The organism is Clostridium sp. AM46-21 (assembly GCF_003480025.1).
GTDB lineage: Bacteria > Bacillota > Clostridia > Lachnospirales > Lachnospiraceae > Coprococcus > Coprococcus ammoniilyticus.
This window is the reverse complement of the sequence record NZ_QUIB01000024.1, coordinates 1-17,217: the sequence shown is the minus strand read 5'-3', so window position 1 is coordinate 17,217 and position 17,217 is coordinate 1. Positions and strand designations below refer to the sequence as shown.

At 41.9% G+C, this 17,217-nt stretch carries 12 protein-coding genes, 1 pseudogene and 1 other annotated feature; of the genes and pseudogenes, 10 read left to right on the top strand and 3 right to left on the bottom strand.

Annotated features, from left to right (window positions below; translation table 11 throughout):
* The first annotated feature begins 11 nt into the window (after nt 1-11).
* Nucleotides 12-1,382, top strand: coding sequence for an FAD-dependent protein (locus DW959_RS13650; protein WP_117822051.1), 1,371 nt, complete (start codon nt 12-14; stop codon nt 1,380-1,382).
* A 234-nt stretch (nt 1,383-1,616) separates the two neighbouring features.
* On the opposite strand, the gene DW959_RS13645 is transcribed toward DW959_RS13650, so the two are convergent.
* Complete coding sequence (locus DW959_RS13645; RefSeq protein WP_117822050.1) at nt 1,617-3,101, bottom strand: zinc ribbon domain-containing protein; 1,485 nt, start codon at nt 3,099-3,101, stop codon at nt 1,617-1,619.
* 160 nt (nt 3,102-3,261) lie between these two features.
* On the opposite strand from DW959_RS13645, the gene DW959_RS13640 reads away from it, so the two are divergent.
* The 6 genes and pseudogenes from DW959_RS13640 to DW959_RS13615 all read left to right on the top strand — a co-directional run bounded on the left by DW959_RS13640 (nt 3,262) and on the right by DW959_RS13615 (nt 13,330).
* Nucleotides 3,262-4,233: an AraC family transcriptional regulator gene (locus tag DW959_RS13640; protein ID WP_117822049.1), complete on the top strand. Its 972-nt coding sequence runs from the start codon at nt 3,262-3,264 to the stop codon at nt 4,231-4,233.
* A 140-nt stretch (nt 4,234-4,373) separates the two neighbouring features.
* The gene (locus DW959_RS13635) at nt 4,374-6,050 is read left to right on the top strand and encodes an alpha-glucosidase (RefSeq protein WP_117822048.1); all 1,677 of its coding nucleotides are present in this window, start codon (nt 4,374-4,376) and stop codon (nt 6,048-6,050) included.
* 177 nt (nt 6,051-6,227) lie between these two features.
* Entirely contained in the window at nt 6,228-8,285 is a 2,058-nt protein-coding gene (locus DW959_RS13630; protein ID WP_117822047.1) for a hypothetical protein, read from the top strand.
* A gap of 69 nt (nt 8,286-8,354) precedes the next feature.
* Nucleotides 8,355-8,559: a binding site (T-box leader), on the top strand.
* A 101-nt stretch (nt 8,560-8,660) separates the two neighbouring features.
* A pseudogene (locus DW959_RS13625) lies at nt 8,661-11,302 on the top strand (valine--tRNA ligase).
* 171 nt (nt 11,303-11,473) lie between these two features.
* Complete coding sequence (nudC, locus tag DW959_RS13620) at nt 11,474-12,490, top strand: NAD(+) diphosphatase (protein ID WP_118616401.1); 1,017 nt, start codon at nt 11,474-11,476, stop codon at nt 12,488-12,490.
* Between the two features lie 330 nt (nt 12,491-12,820).
* Nucleotides 12,821-13,330: a flavin reductase family protein gene (locus DW959_RS13615; protein ID WP_021944623.1), complete on the top strand. Its 510-nt coding sequence runs from the start codon at nt 12,821-12,823 to the stop codon at nt 13,328-13,330.
* Nucleotide 13,331: 1 nt separating this feature from the next.
* Here the strand turns inward: DW959_RS13615 and DW959_RS13610 are convergent, their stop codons facing one another.
* Together DW959_RS13610 and DW959_RS13600 are read right to left on the bottom strand one after the other, a co-directional pair.
* Nucleotides 13,332-14,219, bottom strand: coding sequence for a DegV family protein (locus tag DW959_RS13610; protein ID WP_117822044.1), 888 nt, complete (start codon nt 14,217-14,219; stop codon nt 13,332-13,334).
* Between the two features lie 406 nt (nt 14,220-14,625).
* On the bottom strand, nt 14,626-15,558 hold the full coding sequence (locus tag DW959_RS13600; RefSeq protein ID WP_117822042.1) for a DDE-type integrase/transposase/recombinase: 933 nt from the start codon (nt 15,556-15,558) through the stop codon (nt 14,626-14,628).
* 236 nt (nt 15,559-15,794) lie between these two features.
* On the opposite strand from DW959_RS13600, the gene DW959_RS13595 reads away from it, so the two are divergent.
* From DW959_RS13595 to DW959_RS13585, 3 genes are read left to right on the top strand one after another with little or no spacing between them, the layout of a single operon-like run.
* On the top strand, nt 15,795-16,187 hold the full coding sequence (locus tag DW959_RS13595) for a cytidine deaminase (protein ID WP_117822041.1): 393 nt from the start codon (nt 15,795-15,797) through the stop codon (nt 16,185-16,187).
* Nucleotides 16,188-16,228: 41 nt separating this feature from the next.
* Nucleotides 16,229-16,426, top strand: coding sequence for a hypothetical protein (locus DW959_RS13590; protein WP_117822040.1), 198 nt, complete (start codon nt 16,229-16,231; stop codon nt 16,424-16,426).
* A 44-nt stretch (nt 16,427-16,470) separates the two neighbouring features.
* Complete coding sequence (locus DW959_RS13585) at nt 16,471-17,103, top strand: GyrI-like domain-containing protein (RefSeq protein WP_117822039.1); 633 nt, start codon at nt 16,471-16,473, stop codon at nt 17,101-17,103.
* Nucleotides 17,104-17,217 lie beyond the last annotated feature (114 nt).

Below are 17,217 nucleotides of genomic sequence, written 5' to 3'. Positions count from 1 at the left end.
TAAGGTTGTGTATGGAGTATGATGTGATTATTATCGGTGCAGGACCGGGAGGAATCTTTGCGGCATATGAACTGATGAAGAAGAAACCGGAGTGTAAGATCGCTGTATTCGAAGAAGGATATACTTTAAAAAAGAGAAAATGTCCGATTGATGGCGATAAGATCAAGAATTGTATTAACTGTAAGCATTGCTCGATCATGTGTGGATTTGGCGGAGCAGGTGCATTCTCAGATGGAAAATACAATATCACAAATGATTTTGGTGGAACACTGTATGAATATATCGGTAAGCAGAAAGCTGTTGACCTGATGAAGTATGTAGATGAGATTAACATGGAAAATGGTGGCGATGGAACAAAGCTTTATTCAACCGCCGGAACGAAGTTCAAGAAGCTCTGTCTTCAGAACAAGCTGAAGCTTTTAGATGCGTCGGTTCGCCATCTGGGAACTGATATCAACTATGTTGTTCTTCAGAATCTGTATGATCAGATGAAGGATCATATGGACTTTTATTTTGATACACCGGTTGATACAGTACAGGTCATTGATGGTGGTTATCGTATCATCTGTGATAAGGGTGAATTCGACTGTGAGAAATGTATTGTATCCGTTGGACGAAGCGGAAGCAAATGGATGGAAAAGGTATGTAAGGAGCTTGAGATCCCTACAAAATCCAACCGTGTCGATATCGGAGTCCGTGTGGAGCTTCCGGCAGTTATTTTCTCACATCTGACGGATGAATTATATGAAAGCAAGATTGTATATCGTACAGAGAAATTCGAAGATAATGTCAGAACCTTCTGTATGAATCCAAATGGAATTGTGGTAAATGAGAATACGAATGGGATCATCACTGTAAACGGACATAGCTATGAAGGTGATGAGAAGAAGACAGAGAATACAAACTTTGCACTTCTGGTTTCCAAGCATTTCTCAGAGCCATTTAAGGACAGTAACGGATATGGTGAAAGTATCGCAAGATTATCAAACATGCTGGGCGGTGGTGTCATTGTACAGCGGTTTGGCGATCTGGTCCGTGGAAGAAGAAGTACCGTGAAGCGTATTGAAGAAGGGCTGGTAACACCGACCTTAACGGCAACACCGGGTGATCTGAGTCTTGTCCTTCCAAAGCGTATCTTAGATGGAATCATGGAAATGATCTATGCACTGGATAAGGTAGCACCGGGAACAGCCAATGATGATACTTTGTTATATGGTGTAGAGGTCAAGTTCTACAATATGGAAGTGGAGTTGGATGAGAATCTGGAAAGCTGTCATAAGGGTTTATATGTGATCGGAGATGGCAGTGGCGTAACGCATTCGTTGTCCCATGCCTCCGCCAGCGGTGTCTATGTTGCCCGCCATATCATTGGAGAAGAATAGGATTGAATAAAAGCTGGAGCTGTCCTAATGGCATCCGCTAACATATAATACGAATCCCCCTATACATGACATTGACGGATTTTCGTTATGAACTGCACGTTGCCAGTAAATACGAGTGCTTGTCTGAGCCGAAGGCGAGTTAGCACAGGAGTATTTACGAATCAGGCATGTGCAGAGAATAGAAAATCCGGCACGTCATTATAGAGGGGTTCGTATTGTATGTGGACGAAGGCATTAAGACAGCTCCAGCTTTTCAATAATAAATCCAGCATTCTCCATATGATATTCGTTGCCACAGTAAGGGCAGATGCGCTGGCGTACGGAATCGAAGCTTGCGCCACAGGCAGGGCAGTGGACGGAGGTAATGGAGAAACCGGGCGGTTCCATGTAGGCGGTATTACGGCGGAGTGATACGTCGATACAGTCGCCCCGACGGTTTATGGCGCCATCATGTTCACTGTAATTGATCCACCAGGTACGAAGATTCAGGCACAGCTCACTTCCCTCCATGTGGATATCATTGACAGTTAAAGCCTGCATGTAGGTCATCTCGATGATATCCTGAAAATATGGATCAAAAGAAGAACCACGATAGAAAGCAAGGTTTTCCGGGTGGTCTGCCAGAACGGTCATGCGGATCAGGGCGATGATCTGGCCTTCAAATTTCTCAAAAGAAAAAACAGGATCATAAGGCGCAAATGCTCGTGAGATCTTTCCCTTTGCTGTCACATAAGACCAGAATGGAATACGTTTTCGACCGTCACGATTGAACTGCTTAATGATCAAAAGAACGGATGAAAGCATAAGTCCGGTGATGCCGCCGAAGATCAGTGTGACAAAATAGGACATGATCAGGCTGGCAGGAATCGGATTCTCCCGGTCTGAAAGAAAGGAAATAAAAGTAAATAGAAATACAACCAGCATAGTGATCCATATGGTGGAGCCTCGTTTGTTTACATTTTTCATGGAAGCATTATTCCGGATAAAATAGGTATTCGTGACACGCGGGAACAGATCCTTTATCTGGAAAACGGTGCTGCAGTATGGACAGCCCTGTGTCAGAGCAGCAACCGGATTGACAGCGCCACAGTTCGGACAGGTCATGGTCATATGATGAAGCTCTGCTTCATTTGGTGTATGCACAACCACCTCATACATGATGTCATCTGATTTCCGGTCATATATGGTGCCGGAAGCATTTTCAAATCGCAGATGCCGGTTGATCCTTTCGTCCATGGTATCAACGGAATACCAGACCGTGTTTCTTGAAAGATAAGAGGTGCCAGTGGTGTCTTTGGCAGGCGTTGTGTAGTGGATCATTCGGATACCTTTGCGATTCAGACGTTCCTTCTGCAGGTGGAGGGCATAGGCGGTATCACCATCACAGCTTTTCGGTATCAGCCCGGAATTATACCATTGGTTCAATTCGATTGCAAAATCATCATAGATGCTTTTGTGCTTTTCCCACGCAGGTGTGTATTGTTTAAATGTACGTTTCTGGTTCAGATACCGGATCAGTAATATGCCGGCAATTATGATCAATACGATGCCGATCCCAAGAAAAATAAATCTTGGTGTACGATCGATCTCGCAAGTGTATACAGAGGCAGACAGAATTCCTGCTGCCAGAATGCCGATGCTTTTTGGAAACAGAGTGGCATCAGGCAGTGAGACCGGATGGTTTCGTTTTATATTTGATATTGGTGGGAGTATATTCATTCTTTTTCTCCTGATAAAAATATTTTATATATTGGGTAATATGGGGAAAATTATAAGAAAATAAATGCGATGTACGATATAAAACCATTTGTCCCCATGCAGGAAAAGTGTATAATGAAATATAGAAGATGTCCAGCATAAAATAAGAAAGGACCAAAGCATGAAAAAGCAGGAAATGGCAAATACATCGTTAAAAGAGAATAGAACGCATGGAACGGTGCAGTATCCGGTTGCTTTGTACGAATGGAACGGAGAAAATGAGTGGCATGTGGTTCCGCATTGGCATGAGGAAATGGAATGGATCTATTTTCAAAAAGGTGATTTCCCGGTATGGATAAATACAAAAGAGTATCAGGTTCATGCACCGGCATTTATGTGCATCCATCCGGAAGAACTGCATGCACTGATCCTGGAAAAGGATGGTATAGAAAGTGCGGTTGTGTTCCCTGTTGATATCCTGTGCTTTGAACGGTATGATGCGGCGGAGGCGAAGGTGCTTGGCCCACTTGCAGAAGGAAAGCTTCGGATGCCGGTTCTGTGCCAGAGCGGGGATGCGGCATTTGAGGAATTGAGTGCCTGTTATAAAGAGATTGAACAGGTGCTTAGGCAGATGAAAGAACATGATACGAAGAAAGGGCAGCATCTGGATTCTTCAATAACGCGTGAGAACGTGGCAGGAGAACCGAAACAGAATCTACAGAAAAATATGCTCTATTTGAATATCAAGGCAAAGATGTTAGAATTGATCGCAGTTGCATATAAGTATGACCTGTTTACAAGACAGGTCAGGGAAGACAGGGAAGAATCCGGAACGGTAGAGAATCTGAAAAAGGTGCTGCAGTATATCGGGGAGCATTACGGTTCACCGATCCGCCTGTCCGAACTGGCGGAGCTGGTCAATATGAATGAACAGTATTTTTGCCGATATTTTAAGAAGAATATCGGGAAGACGATCACAGAATATATCAATGTGATCCGTGTGGAGAAAGCGGCAACGGCACTTGCAGAGACAGAGGATAAGATCATAGATATTGCATCTGCCTGTGGATTTGACAATATCGGATATTTTATCAGACGCTTTAAAAAGGAGAAGGGCATGACACCTTCCGAATATCGTAAAAAGTCAAAATAGTACAATGAAATAGTCAATTTAAAGATAGAAAACCTCTATGAATTCCGTATACTGTAATTAAAGTGTAAAAAGAACGAGTATCTGTATCCGATGGTGGAACAGATACAGACAGTATAAAAGGAACACAGGAGGTTTTTATAATGAAAAGAAAATGGTGGCATGGTAAAGTAGCATATCAAATATATCCAAAGAGTTTTCAGGATACAAATGGAGATGGAATCGGTGATCTTCGTGGCGTGATCGATCATTTAGATTATCTGAAAAGTCTGGGAATCGATATTATCTGGTTATCTCCGATCTATCAGTCTCCATTTGTCGATCAGGGTTATGATATTTCAGATTATTATAAGATCGATGAGATCTTTGGAACGATGGAAGAATTCGATGAGCTGTTAGCAGAAGCGAAGAAGCGGGATATGTATATCATTATGGATCTTGTTATTAATCACTGTTCTGACCAGCATGAATGGTTCCAGAAAGCATTAAAAGATCCGGAGGGTAAATATGGCGATTATTTTTATTTCCGTAAGGGAAAAGACGGCAATCCGCCAAGCAATTACCGGTCTTATTTTGGTGGAAGCGCATGGGAGAAAGTAGAAGGAACGGACTATTATTATCTTCATATGTTTGCAAAGGAACAGCCGGATCTGAACTGGAACAATCCTGAGGTATTAAATGAATTATATACCATGATCAACTGGTGGCTGGATAAGGGCGTTGCGGGTTTCCGTATCGATGCGATCATCAATATCAAGAAAGATCTGAGTTTTCCGGATTATGAGCCGGACGGACCGGATGGAATGACAGGAATCTTCCATATGGTTGAGGGCGTCGATGGCGTTGGTGAACTGTTAGAGGATCTGAAGAAGCATACATTTGAAAAGTACGATGCGTTTACAGTTGCTGAAGTATTCAATATGAAGAAGGATGAGCTGGAAGAATTTATCGGTGACGACGGACATTTTTCAACGATGTTTGATTTCTCAGCGCATGAGATGACCTTTGGCGATCATGGCTGGTACGATGCGAAGAAGGTCGGATTTGATGATCTGAAAAAGGTGATCTTCCATGCACAGAAGGAATGTGAAGATGTCGGCTTCCTTGCAAATATTATAGAGAATCACGACGAGCCGAGAGGTGCGAGCCGTTATCTGCCGGATTACCTTCAGAATGAAGACGGAATCAAATTACTGGGAACGATCAGTGTTATGCTGCGTGGTATTCCGTTTATTTATCAGGGACAGGAGATCGGTATGCGTAACTGTCATATGGCTTCGATCGATGATTACAATGATATTAGTACAAAGAATGAATATGCAGTTGCAATCGATGCTGGCTGCACGGTAGAAGAAGCGATGGAAGCCTGCTATGAGAACAGCAGGGATAATGCCAGAACACCGATGCAGTGGGATGATTCTGCACAGGCAGGATTTACAACCGGAACACCATGGCTCTTTGTAAATCCAAATTATAAAGAGATCAATGTAAAAGAACAGCTTGGCAGGGAAGATTCAGTATGGTACTATTACCAGAAGCTGATCGCACTTCGTAAGTCCGAGGACTACAAAGAAGTATTTACCTATGGCAAGGTCGTTCCAATGTTTGTGGAGAAGGATGGAATATTTGCATATGCAAGAAAGACGGAAGACCAGATCGTTTATATTATAACGAATTACAGCAGAGAAGATATCACGGTTGATCTGCTGACTACAAATGAGCAGCCGAAGCTTCATGTTTTGTTAGATAATAAGAATGACGTATGCTTAAATGGCAGCTGTATACGGTTAAGCTCCGGGCAGGCAGTGATCTTGGGATAATGCCTTTGAATAATTGATCAACACATAAAACCATTAAAATGATGGCAAAACAGCACTTAAAAACCATCATTTTAATGGTTTTTATTAGTTACAAGGAAATTTATATATGATATTCTGTTAAAAAGTGGAAATAAAATTAGGGGTAGTTAAATTAGGGTATAGAAATGGGGTGCATATATGAGAAAGAATTACAGGAAAGGTATCGGCAGATGGCTGGCAGGAGTGCTGGTTATCAGCATGACACTTGGACAGATAGCAGGCTGTCAGGTGACAGGTGGGGATAAGAATGGGGGAACAACCTCCGGGTATCTGACAGAAGAAAATACTGACAGGGCAGATGGCTCACAGACGACAACCGAAGAAACGACCACAGAAGAAGAGTGGAAATCAATCGTCTCGGGAGAATACTACAAGCAGGCAAAGGTATCCGGATATACGAATCTGTATCAACTGGATATGAAAGTAGAGGAAGATAATATTTATATCAATAAGATGTTTGCTTTTGGGGATGCACTTGGAATCCAGTATGGCGTAGGAGAAGATGGTTATCTGGCACTATATGATCTGGCGGATCTCAGGCAGAAAGTGGTTGTAAGCTGCCCGAAGAATACATATGCGTCAGATGTATTTTCAAATGGAACCGATGAGGTGGTTCTCTATGATAAAGGCAATAAAGAGCTGATCCGGTATGGAGCATTGTTGGATCAGGAGACTGTTATGCCGATCGAAAAGGGGACACCGGACAGTTATCTGATGTCAAAGGATCTTACCGGTTTCTTCTATACAAATGCAGAGGATGGACAGATCTATGAATATGATCTGCGGTCGGGGGAAGAGTCAGAGGTGTGTCCGGCATATTCAGGAGAAGGAAAAGATACAACGCTGCTAGGATATGCGGAAGAACCGGAGTATCTGGTGGTGTCGGCATATGATAATACGGCAGACCGTTTGGAGGTCAGATGTTATAGTGTGACCGGTGAAGATATAAAAGAAACCGGTGATTATGATATCGTGCAATTTGAAGGAAGTGGGGATAAGTACTACGCATCGGTATACGCGGATGGTCAGGCCTATCAGGTGTATGGAGAAACGTCCGGGGAAGAACCGGGTATTTTGTTCCCGGATAATACAGGTGATTTTCAGGTTGGCTGCGATGTAGAACATGGTCTGGCTATGTATGGCAGTGCCAGCCAGTCGCAGGAGACGAATACACAGAAGTTGCAGTTCCGGATCTATAATGTGGATACCGGTAAATGTGAAAGCAGACTTGCAGTAACATTTCCGTTTGATGAAACAAATTATATTTATATCGATCAAGGTACTTATATAGATACATACAACTTCTTTGCATTTTCAACGAGCGGACTCACACCGGAAGTATACATATGGGATCTGAACGATGCGCGCAGCATTTCCGGTGATTCCAGAGTCTACCGTTATCCATGGAGTTATCTGGATCATCCGTCCGATGAGTTGAAGCAGGAGCTGCGGCAGCAGGCAAAGGATATCGGAGATCAAAATGGTGTAGAGGTACATATATTTGATGAAGTGACGGAGTGCAGCAAGGATATCTACCGGTATGAGGCATCAGACAATGCACTTCTGACCGCGCAGTCACTGGAAGTCCTGAAGAATGAGTTGAAGAAATATCCGGATCGGATGTTGAAAAATCTGGATGATGGATATGGAAGCATATTAAAGATCTATCTGGCAGGTGCGATCATAGGAACAGATGAAACGGCACTTACAACAGCTGCCGGAGTTCAGAATACTCTGGAGAATGACACATTTCTGGTTATTGATATCAATGATCAGTCCTCCTATATCAGCACGATCCACCATGAGATCTTTCATGCGATCGAGAACCATATGAATTACACCGGCTGTTGGTTTGATGAAGGAATTTGGTCGGAGTGCAACCCGGCTGGATTCGATTATGATTACGATTATATTGCAAATGAAAATAGCTATGACAATACCTATGTAGCATTTTCATCCGGTGATGCGTCAGAGATTGCATTTATTGACACCTACTCAAAAAGCTTTCCAAATGAAGACTGTGCGAGAGTATTTGAATATGCCATGACGGATCAGCAGAATGATAATGGATTCTTTAGCTATGAAAGAATACGGAAAAAGTTAAAGGTGATATCGGATCAGATGAGTGCATGTTTCCCAGAGGATGATGGAGCGACACTTATGCCGTGGGAAAGAGTATTGATGTATGAAAAATAGCAAGATTACGTTTAAAACCGCTTGACACTGGAAAGACTTCTGTTGTACTATGAGATTTAGTTTAACAGCATAAATGCAAGGAAAAAGAGGAGTACCATAAAGGAACTGCCAGAGAGGAAGATTCACAGGCTGAAAGGTCTTTCGAGGAAATTTGTGGGAAGGTAGCTTTGGAGCAGCACATCCGAAATGTTCAGTAGGATGCGCCGGGTCGTTCCCGTTACAGAATAAGATGAGTGATAAATTAAGGTGGTAACGCGTAAGATACGCCCTTTGGAACAGAGATGTTTCAAAGGGCTTTTTCTATGTAAGAAGATTGATTCTGTAAAGGAAAAACGCTCCACTAAAGATGCTATAAAAACAGAAAGGATGGAACAGATGAAAGAACTGGAAAAGACATACAATCCGGCCGATATAGAAGACAGGCTGTACAGAAAATGGGAAGATAAGAAATATTTTCATGCAGAGGTAGATCGCAGTAAGAAACCATTTACGATCGTTATGCCGCCTCCAAATGTAACCGGACAGCTTCATATGGGTCATGCCCTGGACAATACGATGCAGGATATCCTCATTCGTTTCAAGAGAATGCAGGGCTACAGTGCATTATGGCAGCCGGGTACAGACCATGCAGCGATCGCTACAGAGGTAAAGGTAACAGAGAAATTAAAGGCAGAAGGTATTGATAAGAAGGAGATCGGCAGAGAGGCTTTCTTACAGCATGCTTGGAAATGGAAAGAAGAATACGGCGGAAGAATCGTAAATCAGTTAAAGAAGCTGGGTTCATCTGCTGACTGGGACAGAGAGCGTTTTACAATGGACGAGGGATGTTCAGAAGCAGTTAAGGAAGTATTTGTTAATCTCTATGAAAAGGGATATATCTACAAAGGTTCCAGAATTATCAATTGGTGTCCTGTATGTAAGACATCCATTTCGGACGCAGAGGTAGAGCATGTAGAGCAGGAAGGACATTTCTGGCATATCAATTATCCGATCGTTGGAGAAGAAGGAAGATATGTAGAGATAGCAACGACCAGACCGGAAACCCTGCTTGGTGATACGGCGGTTGCTGTAAATCCAAAGGATGAGCGTTATAAGGATATCATCGGTAAGATGCTGAAGCTTCCTTTAACAGACAGAGAGATCCCTGTTATCGCAGATGAATATGTAGATATGGAATTCGGAACAGGTTGTGTAAAGATTACACCGGCACATGATCCGAACGACTTCGAAGTAGGTAAGAGACACAATCTGGAAGAAATCAATATTTTAAACGATGATGCTACGATCAACGAGAAGGGCGGCAAATACGCAGGCATGGATCGTTATGAAGCAAGAAAAGCAATGGTAGCAGATCTGGAAAAAGAAGGTCTTCTTGTAAAGGTTGTACCACACACACATAACGTAGGAACACATGACAGATGTAAGACGACGGTAGAGCCAATGATCAAGCCACAGTGGTTTGTCCGTATGAAGGAAATGGGCCAGGCAGCTCTTGACCTGATCAAGACAGATGAGCTGGAATTTGTACCGGAGCAGTTTGATAAGACATACATCCACTGGCTTGAAAATATCCGCGACTGGTGTATCTCCCGTCAGCTTTGGTGGGGACACAGAATCCCGGCTTATTACTGTGATGAGTGTCATGAGACAATCGTTTCCAGAGAAGTTCCGACGGTATGTCCGAAATGTGGATGCACACATCTGACACAGGATGAAGATACACTGGATACATGGTTCTCATCCGCACTCTGGCCATTCTCAACACTTGGCTGGCCAAAGAAGACACCGGAATATGAATATTTCTATCCGACTGACGTACTTGTAACCGGATACGATATCATCTTCTTCTGGGTTATCCGTATGGTATTCTCCGCACTGGAGCAGACAGGAAAGAGCCCATTTAAGCATGTTCTGATCCACGGACTGGTTCGTGACGATCAGGGCCGGAAGATGAGTAAGTCTCTTGGAAACGGTATCGATCCGCTTGAGGTTATTGATAAATATGGTGCAGATGCCCTTCGTCTTACACTGATCACAGGTAATGCACCGGGAAATGATATGCGTTTCTATTGGGAGCGTGTAGAGAATTCCAGAAACTTTGCAAATAAGATCTGGAATGCATCCAGATTCATTATGATGAATATGGAAAAGGCTGATTTCTCAAATGTAAAATTATCTGATCTTACGATCGCTGACCGTTGGATCTTATCCAAGGTCAATGATCTGGCAGTTGAGATGACAGATAACATGGAGAAATACGAGTTGGGTATCGCAGTTTCCAAGGTATATGACTTCATATGGGAAGAATTCTGTGACTGGTATATCGAAATGGTTAAGCCAAGACTTTACAATGATGCAGACGAGACAAAGGCAGCAGCTCTCTGGACATTAAAGACCGTTCTGATCCGGGCATTGAAATTATTACATCCATATATGCCGTTTATCACGGAGGAGATCTTCTGTAACATTCAGGATGAGGAAGAATCTATTATGATCTCTGACTGGCCTGTATATAAAGAAGAGTGGAGCTTCAAACAGGATGAAAATGCAGTTGATACGATCAAGGCTGCGGTTCGTGCGATCCGTAATCTGCGTACCGGTATGAATGTACCGCCAAGCAAGAAAGCAACTGTATATGTTGTATCTGCTAAGAGTGAGATCCGTGATATATTTGAAGCATCAAAGAATTTCTTTGCAACACTTGGATATGCAAGTGAGGTATTCATTCAGGATAGCAAGAATGGTATTGATGAGAATGCAGTATCTACCCTGATACATGATGCCGCACTCTATATTCCGCTTGCAGAGCTGGTTGATATCGACAAAGAGATCGAACGTCTGGAGAAAGAATCCGGTCGTCTGGCCGGCGAGATCAAGCGTGCATCCGGTATGCTTGCAAATCCTAAATTTGTAGATAAAGCACCGGCTGCAAGGTAGAAGAAGAAAAAGCCAAGCTTGCAAAATATACAGAAATGAAAGCCCAGGTTGAAGAACGTCTGGCTCAGTTAAAGAAGTAATAACAGAGACGCAAGGCTGTGTCCATATATGAATCGAAACGACAGTGTCGACAGAAATGATTCATGGTATAAATTCAAAAAGAAAGAAACAGGCTGGCTGATCCGCATATAAAAGCACTGATAATACAGATGTTTTCATATCGTATCAGACAGCCTGTCTGGTATAGGAAGATGATACAGGATATAGAACCAAAACGGTTTCATAATGAATATGCATATCGAAAACCGCCGAAGAATGATGATGTGATCCTTGCGTTTTCCGAGAAAATGATCCTTGCCAAAAAGGTGGAGGATGAGCATGAGCTGGTCTGGCTCACTATCTCGGAATATAAAAGCTATATAGGAATAAATGATACGGTCACGCAGAATGCATCATGGCAGGATAATCTGACCTACCTGTTTGTGATCGATGACAGACAGTATTTTCTGTATCGGCCGCAGGATCTTGTCCGGACAACAGAGCCTTATTATGTTGAAAGATCAGCGAATGGAGCAACTGATGTAAATTGGGGAGAGCGTCTGGAGATTCCGGGTTATGAATACCGGAGCATGTATAAGACCAGAAGCTGCAAGCCAAAGGAAGAAGTGCTTGCGGCGGCAACCGGATGGCATCTGCATCTGTGGTATTCGATGAACCGCTATTGTGGAGCCTGCGGAACGCCTGTGCTCCCGGATGAGAAAGAACGGATGCTCCGTTGTCCGTCCTGCGGACATCTGATCTTCCCAACGATCGCACCGGCAGTAATTGTCGGAGTGACAGATGGCAATCGTATCATTCTTACAACTTACGCTGCAAGAGAGTATAAACGATACGCCCTGATTGCCGGCTTTACGGAAATAGGTGAGACGGTAGAGGAAACGGTTCGGCGTGAGGTGATGGAGGAAGTCGGAATACCGGTTAAGAATATCCGGTATTACAAATCACAGCCGTGGGGATTTGACAGCAATCTGCTGATGGGATTCTTCTGTCAGGCAGACAGAAAAAAGTCAGATGAGCATGAACCGGAACTGACCATCGATCATGAAGAACTTGCAAGCGGCGAATGGGTAGAGCGCGAGCAGATCCCGGACTATGGGGAACATCTGAGCCTGACACATGAGATGATGATGCAGTTTAAACGATATGGACAGGGTGTGTTTGCTCTGAAAACAGACCGATCACAGGATAAAACAGACCGATTACTATAAAAAAACAAAAATAAAGTTATAGTATTTGATATCTGAATAAAATAAAAAAGATAATAAAAAAAGAAAAGCATAAGGTTGAAAATAATTTCATATATTATAAAACCTGTGTTAAAAAGTAATAAAAAACGATTTGTTTCTGAAAAGCTGTTGGTTGACAAAACAAAAGCGGATGGTATAATGAGCCAAAAACCAGCTGGTAATACCAGTGTACCATACGATTTGCAATGAGGCATTGAGAATGATCAGTGCCTCATTATTGTATCAGGATGTATTTCTGTTACAGTAAACACTTCAGGAACTGAGTAATCAGAAAAGTGAGGTATTATCAAGATGAAAGAAATCAATGCAGAGGAATTAAAAGGAAATCTGATCGAAATGATCAACAAAAAGTGGGCACTTGTAACTGCAGGAGATCATGAAAAGGCAAATACGATGACAGTAAGCTGGGGTTCCTTTGGTGAGTTCTGGTCAAAGCCTGTTATCACGATTTATATCCGCCCACAGAGATATACAAAGCAGTTTATCGATGAACAGAAGGAATTTTCCGTTTGTGTGCTTCCGGAAGAGTACAGAAAGGCACTGACTTATTGCGGAAGAACATCCGGTAAGGATGTAGCGGATAAATTTGCAGGAGCAGGGATCACTCTTGATTTCTGTGGTGATGTTCCGGTTATCAAAGAGGCAGGCATTACACTCATTTGCAGAAAAATGTGCGAAGGAGATATTGATCCTGCTACCTTTGCTGATCCTGAGGAAGGAGCAAAGGTATATCCGGATAAGGATTATCACAGATACTATATCGCAGAGATTGAAAAGGTACTTGTACCGGATGAATATTAAATTAATACGGGCGTTCGCGTCCGAGAAAGAACAGTCCGGCAGCGCCGGGACCGCAGTGGGATGCGGTAATTGTACCGGCATTTAAGATGCGTACCGGATGAGTGACATTCGGAAATGCCTGTAGGACGGAGTTCTTTAACAGATAAGCAAGCTCGGGGCAGGCAGCATGGGAGATGAAGCATTTTCCATTGTAGTCTGTCCCGTTTTCTGCGTAGTATTCCATCTCAGAGATCACCTCTCTTACGGCGCGCTTCTTGCCACGGACTTTTGTATAGGCATCTGCCATTCCGTTCTGATCCAGCCGGATCAGAGGATGAATGTTCAGGATCGATGCGATATGGGAAGCAGCACCGCTGATCCGTCCGCTATGGTGTAGAAAGGTGAGATCGGTTGTAAAAAACTGGTGATGGATACAGGTACGATGCTTCATGATCCAGTCGGCAGCTGCTGCCAATGAAAGACCTTCATCCCGCATATCAGCAACGTAGTCCGTTAACAATCCATACCCTCCTGCACCGCAGAGAGAATCAATGACCTGCAGCTGCTTTCCCGGATAGTTCTTTTTTATTGCTGCCGCCGCACGATAGGCATTATTTGCCGATCCGCTTAAGGCGGAGCTGAAGGTGATATGAAGCACATCCCCCTTCTGTATCAGTTCTTCAAAGAAATCATAATAGGAAGCTTCGTTGATCTGGGAGGTTGTAGGCAGCAGCCCTTTTTCCAACATCTTATAATACTTCGGCATCAGATCCGGATTTCGTTCCATGTTATCCTCGTATACATGTTCATGAATAACGTAAGTATAAGGAATGACCGCAATTTCCCGTTCATTCAGATAAGAATATGGCAGATCCGTTGTCGATTCACACGATAAGATAAAATGTCTCATGATAAAAACCTCCAATACATTTTCCGATATATTTTCGGTATTAGTATTTCCGGAATTGATGAAAATACTCTTTGAAAAAATTGTTATTATTGTGATTTCCTATAATATTATTTGTGATAACCATTCGCAAGAAAAAAAAACTTTGGCGAATATTGTTTTCGGCAGAACTAATTCCGCTGCTTATATCCATAGGACTGATGATTTACTATAATAATCTTCCTGGATATGGATTTATGCCAGGACTAACTTATTTGGGAGAAGTATTGTTTAGTTTTGGAGCGGTTGTTTTGTACTGTATAAGTTTCCTGATTTCTATATGCAGTTATATTGCAATTTCAAATAAACAAACTTAATTTGAGGTATTCCACTTGTGTGTTTATTTGAGTGTAGGTTTGTCAAACATATGTTACACAGATGCCAAATAATCCTTTAGTACCTGATTTGGAGATTTCCATCCTAATGGACGCATAGGAAAGTTGTTATAATCCCTGCGATTATACACTTTCAACTGTTTGGCAAAGTCCTCAAAAGAATAAAAAGTATGAGTTGCATAAAAACGCTCATTATCCTTTCGGTGGCTTCTTTCAACTTTCCCGTTATGTCGTGGTGTAAAAGGTCGTATAACTTTATGGCGAATCCCATGCTGCTTCAGATGCACCTGAAATAGTGTGGGTTTGTCACGGTGAGTGGTAAAACGATTTGTAAATTTTGCTCCATTATCAGTTTGGATACATTGAATGGGTAACGGAAAGGCTTTCACCAGATGCTCTATAAACATAGCAGAAGAATACGTGTTGTGTTCTTCAAAAGCCTCTACGAAACGCCATCTGGAATACTCGTCAATGGCAGTATACTGAAAGAATTGTTTGCCGATGACCTTGGGGTTTTTGAGGCATGCAGAAGGAACAAATTTTACATCAACCTGTATGCGTTGTCCCGGATAATCCATCTGTTCGTAAGGCTTTGGAATATATTTAGGATTTGGCGGATGAACTGCCATAATTCCCTGCTTACGGAGAAATCTGTATAGTCCAGGGATGGAACGGGAGTAACCACGCTGCTTGAGTTTAACCCAAAAGACAACAAGACCGGCATTGGGATTGCGTCTGCGCATATCAAAGATCAGCTTGATCTCTTCAGGGGTTTGTTGGTTTGGATGATGATGGGGTCTGCGAGAGCGGTCACGAAGGGACTCAATAGAACCGTCATAACGTCGTTTCCAACGATAAATGTATTGACGGTTGGTTTTATATTTGATAGCAGCCTTGGTGACACCAAACCTTTCAGCGTATTTGATTAAGGATAGACGATACCGCATATCTTGTGTTATAGTAGCCATAGCAGAGAACTCCTTTTTTGTTTTTTTTGTTGTGGTGACTAAAATATAACACAAAAGAAGCATCTCTGCTTTTTTTATATTCAGTTGTAACACATGTATTGTAATCCTACATATTCCACTTGTGTGTTTATTTGAGTTCCTTGAATGAGCTTAAATATTATGTTAATCTTTTAAAGAAGTTGGCGTGTAGTTGAGTAGAAAGATAAATCGAAAGTTATAAAGGAGAACTGAAATTTATGGATAATAAATGGGAAGAGTTATACGATGCAGCAAAACAGGTATTAAAACCACGAGATGTTTCGAAAATTATTGAAGCAGGAGGAGTTGCTGCTGCGGTAGAATCTATATCGGGTAAAATTTATGTTGGGGTGTGCGTAGATACAGCGTGTACTTTGGGCATATGTGCCGAAAGAAATGCTATCTTCAATATGATTACAAATGGTGAGGATGCTATTAAACGAGTAATTGCTATTGATGGAGATGGAAAAGCCATTCCACCTTGCGGAGCTTGCAGGGAATTTATGACACAGCTAATGCCAGAAGAATATCGAAAAATTGAGATAATGATGGATTATGAAAATGAGCGAATAGTAACGCTTGGCGATTTAACACCAGAATGGTGGATATAATCTCATTTTATCAAATCGGTATTTGGAGGAGATTCTTATTTATGAAAAAAGGAATAAACAAATCAATCTTATTTTATATTGCATCAGTTCTGTTTTTCATAGCCTCAGCTATTGGCTTTGCGAGTGGAAATGAAAATTCTATGGCTATAGTATGGTTATGTCTTGGTTCCTCATTTCTTTGCTTAGGTTCGACTCATAAGAAAAAGGAAAACAATAAAACAAATACAGATGATAAATAATTTTCTGCTTGTATTGTTGTAAAATTGAAATTTTGGAGGTTATTATGGCTTTTGATTTTAAGAAAGAATTTAAAGAATTTTATATGCCTAAGAATAAACCAGAGATTGTAAATGTACCTAAGGCAAATTATATTGCAGTTAGAGGAAAAGGCAATCCAAATGAAGAAGGTGGGGCATATCAACACGCAATCAGTATTCTATATGCTGTTGCATACACATTAAAAATGAGTTACAAGACCGATTATAAAATTGAAGGCTTTTTTGAATATGTTGTTCCGCCATTGGAAGGTTTTTGGTGGCAGGATGATGTCGTGGGTGTAGATTATACAAATAAATCTGCTTTCAACTGGATTTCTGTTATTCGTTTGCCTGATTTCATTTCTAAAGCTGATTTTAACTGGGCGGTAGAAACAGCAACGAAAAAGAAGAAACTCGATTGTTCGTCAGCAGAGTATCTTACGATTGATGAAGGATTATGTGTTCAAATTATGCATATAGGTTCTTTTGATAATGAGCCAGCAACTGTTGCTCTTATGGATGCTTATTTAGAACAAAATGGGTATGTTAATGATATTAACAAAGATAGATTGCACCACGAGATTTATATGTCTGATGCAAGAAAGGCTGCCCCAGAGAAATGGAAAACTGTAATTAGACATCCGATTAAGAAAGCGTAAAATCGGAATTTGTCGACTTGTTAATTTCCAATTTTTAGTGATAGGGAGATACACAATGAATGGTTTGATTATAAAGGTACTCAGCATAAGTATTGCGGTAGTAACCGTAGTATA

Bases quoted from the DNA above. Each gene is read 5' to 3' on its own strand.
- DW959_RS13650 (WP_117822051.1), top strand. From the start codon at position 12: ATGGAGTATGATGTGATTATTATCGGTGCAGGACCGGGAGGAATCTTT.
- DW959_RS13645 (WP_117822050.1), bottom strand. From the start codon at position 3,101: ATGAATATACTCCCACCAATATCAAATATAAAACGAAACCATCCGGTC.
- DW959_RS13640 (WP_117822049.1), top strand. From the start codon at position 3,262: ATGAAAAAGCAGGAAATGGCAAATACATCGTTAAAAGAGAATAGAACG.
- DW959_RS13635 (WP_117822048.1), top strand. From the start codon at position 4,374: ATGAAAAGAAAATGGTGGCATGGTAAAGTAGCATATCAAATATATCCA.
- DW959_RS13630 (WP_117822047.1), top strand. From the start codon at position 6,228: ATGAGAAAGAATTACAGGAAAGGTATCGGCAGATGGCTGGCAGGAGTG.
- nudC (WP_118616401.1), top strand. From the start codon at position 11,474: ATGATACAGGATATAGAACCAAAACGGTTTCATAATGAATATGCATAT.
- DW959_RS13615 (WP_021944623.1), top strand. From the start codon at position 12,821: ATGAAAGAAATCAATGCAGAGGAATTAAAAGGAAATCTGATCGAAATG.
- DW959_RS13610 (WP_117822044.1), bottom strand. From the start codon at position 14,219: ATGAGACATTTTATCTTATCGTGTGAATCGACAACGGATCTGCCATAT.
- DW959_RS13600 (WP_117822042.1), bottom strand. From the start codon at position 15,558: ATGGCTACTATAACACAAGATATGCGGTATCGTCTATCCTTAATCAAA.
- DW959_RS13595 (WP_117822041.1), top strand. From the start codon at position 15,795: ATGGATAATAAATGGGAAGAGTTATACGATGCAGCAAAACAGGTATTA.
- DW959_RS13590 (WP_117822040.1), top strand. From the start codon at position 16,229: ATGAAAAAAGGAATAAACAAATCAATCTTATTTTATATTGCATCAGTT.
- DW959_RS13585 (WP_117822039.1), top strand. From the start codon at position 16,471: ATGGCTTTTGATTTTAAGAAAGAATTTAAAGAATTTTATATGCCTAAG.